Genomic DNA, 13,190 nt, shown 5'->3' with positions numbered 1-13,190 from the left:
AAATGACCTCGGTATCTTGGACCGGGGTCATTTTGTATATTTCCATAATATCAACCAGAAAGTTAACTTTAACAAAAGGCAATTTTTTATGATATACCTTGAGGAAATGTTCATGATTTGAAATAATTGGTATGAGCGGCTAGTTCGTCCAATAATTGAATATGATTAATTTCTAATCAAATAGAAAGGAAGTTTTATGTGTTTTCCTTATATGCTATTTTATTTTTATTATTTGGCTATATCTTTATCCTGTCATTATTAAAAGCTATGAAGGATGAAGTATCTCACCATCTCGTAGCTATACTTTTTATTATTTGGGCTTCATTTTCAGTATTAGTTACTGTTAGTTTAGTAGGATTATAAAATATCTTATTAAGTAATAGGGCGAAATATTTTTTTATTGGAGTGATCATTATGTTTGTAAAGGTTTATCAATATCACATTCAAACGGATAAAGTGTCTAAGTATTTAAGTATTCAAAAAAAAGCGTCAGATATATACAGAAAGCATTTGAATGTTAATACGGTGTATCTTCAGAGTAAGGACGACAATACGAAATGGATGGAAATATCAACTTATAGGAATGAGGTGGAGTATAATAAAACTATTACTTTAATCAATGAAGAGGAAGAAATAATAAGACTATATGCTGAGTTCCAGTCACTTATAGTAAGTGGAGAGGAGATAAGCGAAGAAAATTACATTGAGCAAAATGTAAAGGCTGCCTCACTATAAGGGGGATATAGATGAAAGAAGAAACTAAGTACAGCCAAGTATGGAATTTAGATAAGCTTTATCCAGATGGAAGTGCGTCAACTCAATTTCTTGACCATATAAGTCACATAGAATCCAAAGTGTTTAGTTTAGAAGAAGGATTGAATTTTTTTAATACACCAAAAGAAATTAATCATTCATCTAAAGTTGCGGATTTAATCGACAACATAGGATGCATACGAATTAATCTATCACAAGCAAACTCCTATATAACATGTCTCCTTGCTCAGAATCCTCAAGATCAAAATGCTCCAACACTTAAAGGGAAGACATCTTCTATTAGTGCTCGTTTTGATGCAGGTTTAAAAAACTACAGAAGATACTTGTAAAAACTGACCATAATCTGTGGGAAGATATGCTAGATACTGCAGATTTAAATCCCTATAAATTTATCCTTAATGAATGGCGTAAAAAAGCTGACATGCATCTAACAGACGATGAAGAAAGTTTAGTGTCTGATCTAATGGTTGATGGGTATCATGCCTGGGGCCAGTTCTATCATTCACTTATTGGTAGCATAAAAGTAAATATTCAGGTCGACGGAGAAAGAAATGAATTATCTGTGCCTCAAGCGATAAATCTACGCTCACACCTCAATGAAGAGGTTCGTAAAGAATCTTATTATGCTTTAGAAGAGATTTGGGAAGAGAAAAAAGAACAATTTGCAAAAATACTAAACCATATTGCAGGCTTCCGGTTACAGGTGTACAAAAAACGAAAATTGGAGAATATCCTTGAAGAGCCGTTAATGGAAAATCGTATAAATGAAGAAACCCTGAGTGCAATGTGGAAAGTGGTAAGTAAAAATAAACAACCTTTTATTAAATATTTAAACCGAAAAGCCAACATGTATGGCCATACAAAAATGAAGTCGTATAACTTTTGGGCTCCCATAAAGAACACTAACCAAAAAATAAAGTATGAAGAAGCTGTAAATTTTATTTTGGAGCACTTTAGCCAGTTTGGGACTGAATTAGAAAATTTCTCCCGCCAGGTATTTAATATTGAGTGGATTGAGGCAGAAGACCGCCCGAATAAATCAATGGCAGCATTTTGTGCAAGTTTCCCGATTTCTGGTGAATCAAGAATATTTATGACCTATGGTAATAGAATCACTAATGTATTAACTTTGGCACATGAACTAGGTCACGCGTTTCATAACCATGCAATGAAATCTATTAACGGTATAAATAGACAATACCCAATGTGTATTGCTGAAACTGCCTCTACATTTTCCGAAATGATCATATTGGATGCATCAATGGAAAAAGCAGAATCCGGTGAAGAAAAGTTGTTTTTACTAGATGAAAAATTAAAGCGTAGTGTCATGAATTTCATGAATATTCATTCTAGGTTCCTGTTTGAAGAGAGATTTTATGAGGAACGTAAAGCTGGGATTGTTTCATCTTCACGGTTAAATGAAATTATGCACGAAGCAATAAATGAAGGATATGTCGGTTCTTTTGATAATCCTTCGATCCATTCATGGGCTTGGACACCACACTATTATATTACTAAATCTCCATTTTATAATTTTCCGTATACATTTGGATATATATTTTCATTATGTATTTATGCTAAAGCAAAGGAAAAGGGAAAAGAATTTGAAAAAGATTATTTAGCCTTGCTTCGGGATTCAGGAAGTATGTCCACAGAGGATTTAGTGATAAAACATTTAGGGGAAGATATTACATCTGAAGCGTTTTGGGAAAAAGGCATTGAATTATGTGTTAGAGATGTTGAAGAATTTATTACCCTAACTTCTTAAGTTAGAAGGTATCCTATTGGGTAAAAGTGGATTCACTTGGCACGTTGAAAAAGAACGTGTCTTTTTGTTTATTAAGGCTATATATTTTAGTTACTGACCAAAAATATAGGAATTAAGGTGAAAGTATAAATGAAAACTAACGTCTAATTAGTATATGGTTTCACAGGGGAGAATGAATGAGAAACGAAATAGAGATAACGGATTGGTTTCAAGAATATCATAATGACATTTACAATTTTCTAATCTACTATACGGGCAGTATGGATGTCGAGGATTTTTTCAAGAGACTTTTTTGAAGGCCGTAAGAAACATACATAAGTTTAAAGGTGAATCAAACCCTCGAACATGGCTGATAAGTATTGGCAGGAATGTAACGATTGACGAAAGCAGAAAGAGAAGGAAAGAAGAGATAAAAAGAAATAGATATTTTCAATTCAGCTTGACAGCTAAGGGTTCGGATACACCTGAGGAAATTGTGGGTTTAAGTGAAACGAAGCTGGAACTCTATATGGAAATTAGAATGTTAAAGCAAAGCTATTATGACGTACTAATGTTAAGAGGAATCAACGAGCTGTCAGTTCCAGAGACTGCCCAAGCGCTGAATTGGACCGAGAGTAAAGTGAATCTCAGCTACCATAGGGCTTTGAAAACGCTGGAGAAAAAGATGGGAGCCCGAGAAATATGAAAAATTCTAGACTCCACGATGATCTTCAATCATTTCCTAAGAATCATAGGTTAAAAGAACAAAACCTAAAAAGTATCTCTAACCGTATAAACAAGGAACTGGCAATGAGCCAGACTAAAGTCCGAAAAGGAATACCTAAGAATAGAAAGGTAGTCGCTACCACATTGCTAACTTTGACTATGGCAGCAATCCTCATTTGGAGCATTGGTGGACAACAAAATGACATTCAAAACCTTGCTGGAATTCATAGTGATAAGGTAATAATCATAGAGAACAAACAGAATGTAAGCATTCAGGAAGAAATTAGTCCTGCGGATATTTATTCGGTTTCTCAAAGCCAAAATAGCTGGGCGGTGGATCCTAGAGAACCTAGGAATTTACTTTTTGAAGGGACATCTATTGTACACTTAAAAGTTCTTGACATTAAAGAGGCCTAAGTACTTCCTAAATATGAAAACTTTTATACCTATATGCCATATACACCATTAGAAGTTGAAATCCTTGATACTATATATGGAAATGATTTATCCGGTAAAAAGACGATTTACAGCGGAGGGGGAGACATCAGGATTTCCAACCTGTTGGATTCATGGGTAGGAAGTGAATATGTAGGATTAGAAAAAATGGACTTAACCAAACTTTCCAGAGAAGAACAAGAAACCAAGTTTATTTCATACACATCTGAATACGATTACAAAATGCAGCCAGGCAAGGAATATGTGGTAATCCTAGCGAAACAACAAACTGAAGATGAAATCTATACAGTCATGGGGCGAGGATACGGGATCTTTGAAATAATACAGACAAATCAAGGAGCAAAGATTTATAGAAATGTAATAACTGGTAAAACTTCCGAGTTGAATTTCTAATTACTGTAAAATACATTATATTTCCTTTAAAGCTAGACAGTTTATTGTAATAGCAGGAGTGCCATCAGCCTTAATAAATAGAAGTGAAACTTGACTGGAAATAATACGTCTAATCTTCAAATATATTTATTGGGAGGCTCTTAGTATTAAAAGAATAACAATTATTAATGTAGTTATAACTACTTTATGTTTTGGGTTAATCGCTTGTTCACCTCAAGTTGAAGAAAGTGCGGAGCTTGAAGAAGAAATTGTTGAAAATGATGAATACCAAATTGTAAAAAAGGTTGCATGGGAATTCGTTAAGAAAGAAGGATGGGATCAGTTAGCTAAAGGGGATTGGAGAAATGCTTCAGTGAAGATTACAGACACTAGTTTTGGACATATGCTGGAGGGCAAATCTCACAAAGATGAAGTGTTAATGGTTACTTTTGAATCGAAAGAAAACCTTACCAATGAGTTACCTCAGATTTTTGTTGACCTTCATGAAAAAGAAGTTATAGGATATATCCCAACAGAGTAAGGTTTTTATTGAATGGGAGCTTCTGTTTAATAGTTTATCAGTAGTTTACATAAAAAAATCTAAGTATAAAAAGGTGAGGGAATATGCAAAAGATAGTCTCCATGTTACTTGTTTTACTACTTTTAGTCCTGGCTGCTTGTGGAAATTCCGACCTTAAAATTACTCAAGTGGAAGCTGAGTCTATTGTATTGCAACATCTAATTAAAGACCGCAACAAGGACAAAGATCAAATTAGAATAAAATCGGTGAGCAAAAGTTTTGGGAAGTACATTGTTGAATGGGAAATAGACGAGTCTTGTGAGTTTGGTAATATCCAAGTAGATGACCAAAATGGTGAATTGCTCAAAGCCGAGGAATCGAATTGTTAGGTTCAAGTAATGTGCCCGATTATACTTCAGTATCTAATTGACAAACATCATAAATATTAATAATCCTCCAAGAAAGTGAATAATGTAGAACAGCATATTCTTGTAGGGGGAGACTAATTGAAACACCTGATAAAATGGATAAATCGGGCATTTAAACATGATTTAAGGAAAGAAATGACACTCGTTATGGGAGCCCAATACGAACCGCAAACATTTGGACAGCCAGTTGAACGAAACCAAAGTTCTTTAATAATTAAGAGTGATACCGAAAAATACTTCCGCCCTTCCAGCCTTCCTATAAAAAATACCCTTTTTAAGAACACCCAATTTTTTGATCCCTATTATGAATTAAACTACAAAGAAATAAAACTGCCTGCTACTTTAACCCGGACTCCTGACAAAACTATTTTAAACTACTTTAGTATTTTAAGAGAAGCTGAAAACCTCACTCCAAACCAGTTGGGTGGGTGCGGAACTGTAGGGATGGCAAAATTGCCTTTTCCAATTGCTTATAACTTTTTTACTAAAGACTATCAAAAAAGTGTTTCTTATAATGAATATCTTCAATCTTTTACTGGAATTGGACATTTAAATCTTATTAAAATGAACAGACTTCCAGATGAAAACGATAGGGTTCCTTATTTCATTGAGCTCGAAAGCATTGAAGGTTCATCTAAAGGTGTCACCTATTTTGCTTATTATTATGGCTATGTCCAATTAAAAAAAGAGCAGAACTTGTATAAAATTGACCAGATAAAGTTATATGGAGAGGACTTCCTATGTGCAGCCTATCATCTCTGGCAGCATGATGCAGAAGCCGTGGTTGCTATTATGTATGGAGAATGGTGCAAATTAATAAAAAAACAGTTGCCTGCAAAACAAGACGGTTACGTCAAAACCATAAATTTTATTGGGACGGATGAAGCAGATTATCGTTTTATCTTTTATCAATTAACAAACGATACAGATGTATTAGTTTCACAATACAAGAAGAATTTTAAGGGGAACTGGGAATCCATCAGAATTGATCCTTCCGAGTGTCTTAAAAACTAAGCGTAATGTAAAGGAAACTCAAACTTTTAAACTAAGGACAAAAAAGACATTCATTAAATGTAAATGGCGCGAACCTTATAATAAGGATTAGCGCTCATTTTTATTTTAGACAAGATAAAAAAATACATATTGTAGGAATTTTCAGGTTATGAAATAATTGGAATTAAGAATTAGAATAGATTTGTAAAAAAAGATACTAATCTGAATATATATGGGGGAAATAGTTATGTGGGTAATATTAGGGGTTATTGCTATAGTAGTAACTTTTATAAATCTTTATTTGTATGCAGCCGGTAAGGATTATAAGCTTGCTATGGCGTTGGGATTGTCATTTACAGCTTTAACACTTTGTGCAGAATACAGTCTTGTATCAGACTGGGTAGAAGTGGAAGATTGGGCAGCTTTAATGGATGTCGTACCTGGTATGGAGAGGGCATTATGGTTTTTGACCATTGTTTCTATCTTATTAAATATAGCACCGATACTTTTAGAATTAAAAGGTAAGAAATAGACATAAATTGAAAAAAGATAGATATTTTGAGCAAGTGGGGAAACCAGTGTCTTTGCCAAATCAAGCTGTGAAAGAAGAAACAGGATATAACGATATATGTATCCTGAAGATATAGAAATAATTCAAAGGGTGTTAAAAATGAGATATAAAGTTTATGAAAATGCTTATGATTTTGAGAATAAAATTGGGTCGTTTTTATTGGAAAAGGAAGATGTGTTCAGTCTTTTTTATGGTGTTTTGCAAGCAATTAAAGCTGGTAATTATGAGAATCCCTTTATGGCGGTAATTGAGGAAGATGGAAATGTGTTAGCCTTTTTCCAAATGACACCACCGCATCCGTTAAATATTGTTTTTGTCGATGAAAACCGTTTAGAAGAAATAATAGATTTCTTCATAAGAAATATGGTCGAATTGGGAATTGAATTTAGTTCAATCATCAGTCTGAAAGATTGGGCATACCAAGTCGCGAAAAAGTGGGAAGTTAAAACGGGTAAATCTCATCAGCTGCTCATGGATCAGGGATTATACCGTTTGAATAAGGTTAATGAAATGCTTGTAAATAGTCCCGGATCTTGGCGTTATGCGGAAGAAAGTGATTCTGCAATTATCGAGAAGTGGTTCAATTTATTCGAAAATGATGCCGGTCTGCCAATTTCGCCCATCGAACAAGTAAAAAAACGTGTTGCAATGTTTATAAACGAACAAGAGATTTTTATTTGGGAGAATAAAGGAAAAATCGTATCTATGATGAAGAAGTCACGTCCTACAAAAAACGGTGTTACTGTGGGTTTGGTTTTTACTCCTAAGGAAGAACGTAAAAAAGGATATGCTCGGACTCTTGTTAAAGCAATATCAAGTGAACTACTTAAAAACTTCAACTTTTGCGTTCTGTACACAGATATGATGAATCCGACATCAAATAAGATTTATAAAGAAATTGGCTATGAAAAGATTGCAGACTCTGTTCATCTTGGCTTTGATAAAAAAGAATAATTCCGTTTCATTAACTAATGAATATGAAATCGGATTTTCAACTTGGTTGCTACGGTACTTATAGCTTTATTGATTGGTTTCACTTTTTACCCCAAAAAACAGGCAAGAATAGCCTAATCACTCCCTTTAATCAACTGGAGCTAATGGAGCAAAATGGGTGGCTCCTTGCCAAAAAATAAGGCATGATTGTCTAATAGTAATTTCTTATTTTAGGGGTGTTTGAATGTCAAATCTAACTTTCATAGGAACAGAAAACTGGTTAGGGCTTCTTTCTATGATACTAATCACATTTTGCTTTTATTTCAGTCTTACCTTTTTTCAATATATAAAATTAGGCGATGAACGTCTTATAAAACAGTCTAAATTAGCAGCAGTATATTGCCTTGCTCTAGCTTTATTAATACCTGCTTTATATAGCCTATATATTTCAATGAAGTGAATAAAATAATACATTGATTTAAGTAGCCTATCAAACGAATAACGCATGTGCATTATATAATTGGAGCGATTGCAACACAATAGATAGCTTCTTAGGGATGGAAAAGGGAAAGAGGAGATTTAGAATGCTAATTAGAGAGATTAGAATGGAAGATGCAGAAAATTCACTAGTTCTAATAAAGGAAGTTGAGAGTACATCTACTTTTATGCTTATGGAGCCTGGTGAACGAGAAACGACGCTTGAGCAACAGCAAAAACGAATAGAATTATTGGACAAGCAAAAAAATTCAACAATTTTTGTAGCAGAAGAAAATGGCAAATTAATTGGATACTTATTCGTTATGGGCGGAAGCGTTAAAAGAACAAAGCACACCGCGTATCTTGTAATAGGGATCTTAGAAGAATATAGAGGGAAAGGAGTAGGTACAAAGCTGTTTGATCATGTAACAAATTGGGTTTCTAAACATAACATTTCACGATTGGAATTAACAGTTGTTACCGAAAACGAGTCTGGTGTAGCACTCTATAAAAAAAGTGGCTTTGATATAGAAGGAACGAAAAGAAAATCACTTATTATAAACGATAGATCTTATGATGAGTATTATATGTCAAAATTATTGTAGCGTTTATTAAATAGTGGGGGGATTGGTTGTATGCAAGTTGTAACCAAAATGTTTTTAGAACAACTCGATATTCATTGCCATGAGAATGAGTGGTTTGCATCCATGGATCAGGCTCTACAAGGAGTCACTGCAGCAGAGGCATCTTGGACAAGTTCTGGAATCAGCAATTCTATTTGGCAGATTGTCAATCACTTGATCTTTTGGAATGAAGACGTGATCCATCGAATAAAGGGCACAGATAATCCGCATAAGGCAGAAGACAATGAAGCAACCTTTGGGAGTCAAGGAGATCCAGAAGACGAAAGTGGGTGGGCCAAGACAGTGCAGCGCCTCAGTGAAGTCATGAATAAATTAAAAAGGGTCATTGAGGACCTTAACGACGAAAAGTTAAAAGCTCCCTATGCAGCTAACAGCTATTCTACTGAGCGTTTACTCAGTAATATCATGATGCACGATACGTACCATATCGGGCAAATTGTATTATTGCGAAAGTTGCAATCCTCTTGGGATGGCGTTGATTGGACTTAAAGGATGTTAAAGGCGCCTTTCCATATAAGGCGTCAAAATTATTTGTTTTATATCGTATCATAAGATACAATCTATATGTACGATATAAAAAGGTGGGTTCAAGTTGAGTTTTAACGTCAAGGAGTTAAATAAGTATTGGACAGATATTTATTTTCATTTGCACTATCCGCATAAAGAAAAGATTACACACCAGGTTATTAGGATTCTGCAGCTTGTTGAGAAAAAACCGAACATTGGAATTAATGAAGTTGCATGCTATTTAGATGTGTCTCACAATACGGCATCTGAAAATGTTAAACGCATTATTGAACGAAACTATTTAATGAAAGAAAGAGATCCTTCAGATGAAAGGAAGGTAATCTTAAAATTAAGTGATATAGGAAGAGAGGTATTACAAAGAAACACAAGTTTAGATGAGAACAAATTGACTGATATATGGGAGAGTATGTCTTCGGATGAAAGGTCGTTAGTAGAGTCTGCCTTTAAAATTTTGAGGGAGCGTGCAAAGAATGTACCTGTTGACTAAGATTCTCGTATCAGCAGTTATCATTGGTATTGTAACAGAGATTGCTCGGCGTTTTCCTACATATGGAGGAGTTGTAGCCGCACTACCTCTAGTCAGTTTGTTAAGTATTATTTGGTTATATGTTCAAGGAGAATCAAGTGAGAGTTTGAGTAAGTTTGCTCTAGGTGTTTTGTGGGGATTTCCGGCTACTGCTGTGTTACTACTCATCGTGTATCTTTCATTAAAACAATCTATCAACCTATACGCTTCTATTTTTATTGGCGTTAGTGGCTGGTTTGTTTTCTTAATTCTTCAACAGAACCTAGTGAATTTATTAAAAGCAAAGATAGGATCATTATTTTAACAGAAAATGATGATCCATTATCTTTATACTTTATTTACATTCCAAACAGAAGCTAATAAGCTTATGCCTCTCTGAATTTCTCCTATACTTGGTTCCCCATACCCAAGAATGACTTGGTGACTTGGTTTGTGAAGCTGATACATAGGGGAGATGGCATCTATTTCAATTCCGTTTGCTCTTGCCAATTTTATTGCAGTAGATTCATCTAATCGTTTTGGTAATTGAACGATGACATGTAAGCCTGCTGCATCCCCAATTACCTCATATTCTTCTCCCAAATAGTTGTTTATACTTTCCATTAAACAGAGTCTTTTGCTTCGATAAAGTGTCCTCATTTTTGCTATGTGCGAACTATAGTGTCCTTCTTGGATAAATTTAGCCACTACTAACTGGTCGATTTTAGAAACGGTTGACTTATGAAGGGTGTTGAATCTTTCAAAATCTGATTGTAAAGATTTTGGGATAACAACATAGCTCATCCGGAGTGATGGTAACAAGGTCTTGGAAAATGTACCAAAGTAAATAACTCTGTCAGATGAATCTAGGTTGGACATGGTAGCAATCGGGGCCCCTTTGTAACGGAACTCAGAATCATAGTCATCCTCAATGATATAAGTATCCTGCTTAATTGCCCATTGTATTAACTCAACTCTTCTAGAAACGGACATAATGGTTCCGGTTGGATATTGATGTGCTGGTGTAGTATATAGCAACTTCATTTGAGTGCTGGGCACGGTGCAGCCTTCCTCATCCAAAGGGATTGCATGATAGGGGATGTGTAACTGCTCTAAAACAGATCTTGCTCGAATAAATCCGGGATCTTCCATTCCAACAGTACACCGGTTGAGAAATAGACATACGTTCATTAACTGTTGCTGAAAACCACTAAAGATATATACCTGTTCAGGGACGCACGTTAATCCTCTAGCTTGTTGTAAGTAAGCCGCAATTTGCTCTCGTAATATATATTCCCCTTGCCACGTCGTGCGGTTTACATTTGTTTCCATAAGCTCTCTTCGATATAAACGGTTCCAGATTTTATAAGGGAAGCCAGCTGCATCCACCTGACCATTTTTAAAATTTATAACTTGCTCAGGTTTAGGGGTGTCCTTCAGCGGGATAATTTTCTCGTTTACCTGATAAGTCCACTCCTCTTCTATTTCAGAAACAAAATATCCCTGCCGTTCAATCGTGTAACAATACCCTTCACTCTGTAGCTGTTCATAAGCAAATTGAACGGTTATCACACTTATATTTAACATGTCAGCCAATCGGCGTTTAGAGGGAAGCTTAGTGTGTGCTGCAAGCTTTCTTTCTAAAATGGCTTGCTTTAGTTGTTCATAAATTTGACTGTACTTAGTTTTATTATCTGATAACAAGATCTGTATTTCCATTTCATCATTCCTTGGTTATAAAAAAAATTATGTTTTTGGTTATTTTTATGATACCAGAAAAGAGGTTTAATGGATGAAAGGGAGTGAAGAAAATGCGAAAAATAGAAAACGAAGTGGTTCAATTGATCCCAATGGAGTGGGAACATGTCGAAGGGATCTATGAAGCTGCTCAAGATAATCGAATATGGGAGCATATGACCGTGAATTTAACTGAAAAAAGTCATGTGCTGGAATATGTAAAAGATGCTGTGCAAAAACGCAGGATTGGCACTGATGAAGCATTTGTAATAATCAATAAGCAAACTGGAAAAATCATCGGGTCTACTTGGTTTCTTGATATTTCTAAGAATCACAAACGATTAGAGATCGGATCTACCTGGATAAATCCTGTTTATTGGCGGTCAAACATTAATACAAACTGTAAATATCTATTACTTAAGTATTGCTTAGAAGAATTACAACTAAACCGAGTTCAAATTAAAACGGACCATGAAAACTATCGTTCACAAAAAGCCATAGAAAGGATTGGAGCTGTAAAAGAGGGTGTCCTTCGTAACCATATGATCCGAAAAGAAGGGACCATCCGTCATACCGTCCTATATAGTATTGTAAAAGAAGATTGGGAAGTGGTTAAGAAGAATTTAGAGGGAAAATTACTTCAGTCGATAACATGTAAAGGGGATGGGAGTAATGAAGCCAATCGTCAAAAAAATGCGCTCTGATTTAGAAATTATGTCTACTTTTAATACGTTTAAACAGTTACGTCCACATTTAACTGAAGAAGATTTTCTAGAAAAAATTAATCGACTTGAAAAAAATAATGGATTTCATTTAGTTGCAGTACTAGAGAATAACGAAGTCAAAGCAGTTGCAGGATATAGAATTACGGAATCTTTGGCCAGGGGCAAATATTTTTATGTAGATGATCTAATAACAAATGAATCAAGTCGCCGTCAGGGGTATGCATCCGTCATATGGGATTGGTTGGTGACGCAAGCAAAATTAGAAGGTTGTGAACAGTTGCATCTAGATTCAGGTGTTCACAGACATGATGCACACAGGTTTTACCTAAAAGCTGGATTAGATATTTCTTGTCATCATTTTCAGATGTCACTTTAATGATAATTTGTGCGCCATTAAATTGGGGTCTGCGCTCGTTTTGTTTTCCCAAAGGTGAATAGAATATTGTTTGAATTTTCTTGTTATGAAATAATTGGTATTATGAATGGATCAGCTGATAATTTGATTAAAGATCTTTTAATGGAGGGTTTATATGCTTGATATACAAAATCGCTTAAATGAATTTACCGAAACGCATGATGAATTTATTCGAGATTGGGAGCTTGCTATGAGTTCAGGTGACACATCCTCAGTACAAAGAATGTCAGATGATTATTATGTAACATTTTTTAATAATGATAATGAAAAACCCTTTTTTTTCACGAGACAAGAAGCCATAGAAGGTATGGAACAATCTGTTAAGCATTTCTATAGGGCTAACAAGCGGTTTGCAAATAGAGTCATAAGACTAAGGGATAACGAAAATGCAGTAGTATTTTATGAACAATTGATTGTACAAGATGAGAATGTATTAGCTCGATTATTTACCATTGAAAATTGGAAATTAATTAACGGGAAATGGATGGTAATAAGGGAAACAGAAGAACAAATTAATTAGTTTCATCCATCACCCTTAGACTATTCTCCTATTCACACAATCTAAATTTACTATGGAAGTAAGTTAAATAATAATGGGCACAATCCTTTAACCTGGATGAGTGCTCTTTTTATTTTTAG

General features: G+C 34.8%; 19 protein-coding genes. 18 read left to right on the top strand and 1 reads right to left on the bottom strand.

Features of this window, described 5'->3' with window-relative positions; all coding sequences use genetic code 11:
- The first annotated feature begins 561 nt into the window (after window positions 1-561).
- The 15 genes from B4U37_RS22380 (at window position 562) to B4U37_RS14415 (ending at window position 9,999) form a co-directional block, all read left to right on the top strand.
- The gene (locus tag B4U37_RS22380) at window positions 562-735 is read left to right on the top strand and encodes a hypothetical protein (RefSeq protein WP_245839998.1); all 174 of its coding nucleotides are present in this window, start codon (window positions 562-564) and stop codon (window positions 733-735) included.
- A gap of 11 nt (window positions 736-746) precedes the next feature.
- A complete protein-coding gene (locus B4U37_RS22375) occupies window positions 747-1,103 on the top strand; it encodes a hypothetical protein (RefSeq protein WP_245839997.1) in 357 nt (118 codons plus the stop codon).
- Between the two features lie 26 nt (window positions 1,104-1,129).
- Window positions 1,130-2,542, top strand: a complete 1,413-nt coding sequence (locus B4U37_RS14475; protein ID WP_245839996.1) for a M3 family oligoendopeptidase — start codon at window positions 1,130-1,132, stop codon at window positions 2,540-2,542.
- A 292-nt stretch (window positions 2,543-2,834) separates the two neighbouring features.
- Window positions 2,835-3,227 (top strand): RNA polymerase sigma factor, encoded by a 393-nt coding sequence (locus tag B4U37_RS14470; RefSeq protein ID WP_088018799.1) that lies wholly within the window; start codon window positions 2,835-2,837, stop codon window positions 3,225-3,227.
- Window positions 3,224-3,664: a hypothetical protein gene (locus B4U37_RS14465; RefSeq protein WP_088018798.1), complete on the top strand. Its 441-nt coding sequence runs from the start codon at window positions 3,224-3,226 to the stop codon at window positions 3,662-3,664. Before B4U37_RS14470 ends, B4U37_RS14465 begins: the two co-directional genes overlap by 4 nt.
- 33 nt (window positions 3,665-3,697) lie before the next feature.
- Complete coding sequence (locus tag B4U37_RS14460; protein WP_088018797.1) at window positions 3,698-4,096, top strand: hypothetical protein; 399 nt, start codon at window positions 3,698-3,700, stop codon at window positions 4,094-4,096.
- A gap of 352 nt (window positions 4,097-4,448) precedes the next feature.
- Window positions 4,449-4,616, top strand: a complete 168-nt coding sequence (locus B4U37_RS22025; protein ID WP_157663793.1) for a hypothetical protein — start codon at window positions 4,449-4,451, stop codon at window positions 4,614-4,616.
- 101 nt (window positions 4,617-4,717) lie between these two features.
- Window positions 4,718-4,984, top strand: a complete 267-nt coding sequence (locus tag B4U37_RS14455) for a hypothetical protein (protein ID WP_157663792.1) — start codon at window positions 4,718-4,720, stop codon at window positions 4,982-4,984.
- Window positions 4,985-5,101: 117 nt separating this feature from the next.
- Window positions 5,102-6,037, top strand: a complete 936-nt coding sequence (locus tag B4U37_RS14450) for a hypothetical protein (protein ID WP_088018795.1) — start codon at window positions 5,102-5,104, stop codon at window positions 6,035-6,037.
- Between the two features lie 226 nt (window positions 6,038-6,263).
- Complete coding sequence (locus B4U37_RS14445; protein ID WP_088018794.1) at window positions 6,264-6,548, top strand: hypothetical protein; 285 nt, start codon at window positions 6,264-6,266, stop codon at window positions 6,546-6,548.
- Window positions 6,549-6,644: 96 nt separating this feature from the next.
- A complete protein-coding gene (locus tag B4U37_RS14440) occupies window positions 6,645-7,541 on the top strand; it encodes a GNAT family N-acetyltransferase (RefSeq protein ID WP_088018793.1) in 897 nt (298 codons plus the stop codon).
- A 563-nt stretch (window positions 7,542-8,104) separates the two neighbouring features.
- Window positions 8,105-8,602: a GNAT family N-acetyltransferase gene (locus B4U37_RS14430; RefSeq protein WP_088018791.1), complete on the top strand. Its 498-nt coding sequence runs from the start codon at window positions 8,105-8,107 to the stop codon at window positions 8,600-8,602.
- Between the two features lie 30 nt (window positions 8,603-8,632).
- A complete protein-coding gene (locus tag B4U37_RS14425; protein ID WP_088018790.1) occupies window positions 8,633-9,130 on the top strand; it encodes a DinB family protein in 498 nt (165 codons plus the stop codon).
- Window positions 9,131-9,233: 103 nt separating this feature from the next.
- A complete protein-coding gene (locus tag B4U37_RS14420) occupies window positions 9,234-9,656 on the top strand; it encodes a MarR family winged helix-turn-helix transcriptional regulator (RefSeq protein WP_010194778.1) in 423 nt (140 codons plus the stop codon).
- A complete protein-coding gene (locus tag B4U37_RS14415; RefSeq protein WP_010194779.1) occupies window positions 9,640-9,999 on the top strand; it encodes a DUF3147 family protein in 360 nt (119 codons plus the stop codon). Before B4U37_RS14420 ends, B4U37_RS14415 begins: the two co-directional genes overlap by 17 nt.
- A 23-nt stretch (window positions 10,000-10,022) precedes the next feature.
- Here the strand turns inward: B4U37_RS14415 and pdxR are convergent, their stop codons facing one another.
- Entirely contained in the window at window positions 10,023-11,393 is a 1,371-nt protein-coding gene (gene pdxR / locus B4U37_RS14410; RefSeq protein ID WP_088018789.1) for a MocR-like pyridoxine biosynthesis transcription factor PdxR, read from the bottom strand.
- Between the two features lie 92 nt (window positions 11,394-11,485).
- Here pdxR and B4U37_RS14405 point away from each other — a divergent pair, with 92 nt between their 5' ends.
- The 3 genes from B4U37_RS14405 (at window position 11,486) to B4U37_RS14395 (ending at window position 13,071) form a co-directional block, all read left to right on the top strand.
- The gene (locus tag B4U37_RS14405; protein ID WP_088018788.1) at window positions 11,486-12,115 is read left to right on the top strand and encodes a GNAT family N-acetyltransferase; all 630 of its coding nucleotides are present in this window, start codon (window positions 11,486-11,488) and stop codon (window positions 12,113-12,115) included.
- Window positions 12,084-12,512 carry a GNAT family N-acetyltransferase gene (locus B4U37_RS14400; RefSeq protein WP_088018787.1) on the top strand — a complete coding sequence of 143 codons (429 nt, stop codon included), beginning with the start codon at window positions 12,084-12,086 and terminating at the stop codon, window positions 12,510-12,512. The genes B4U37_RS14405 and B4U37_RS14400 overlap by 32 nt, the downstream gene beginning before the upstream one ends.
- A 154-nt stretch (window positions 12,513-12,666) precedes the next feature.
- A complete protein-coding gene (locus B4U37_RS14395; protein WP_088018786.1) occupies window positions 12,667-13,071 on the top strand; it encodes a hypothetical protein in 405 nt (134 codons plus the stop codon).
- The last annotated feature ends 119 nt before the right edge of the window (window positions 13,072-13,190 follow it).

Source organism: Sutcliffiella horikoshii, from assembly GCF_002157855.1.
GTDB classification, from domain to species: Bacteria; Bacillota; Bacilli; order Bacillales; family Bacillaceae_I; genus Sutcliffiella_A; species Sutcliffiella_A horikoshii_C.
Note: the sequence above shows the minus strand (reverse complement) of the source record. Positions and strands in the feature narration are given on the sequence as shown.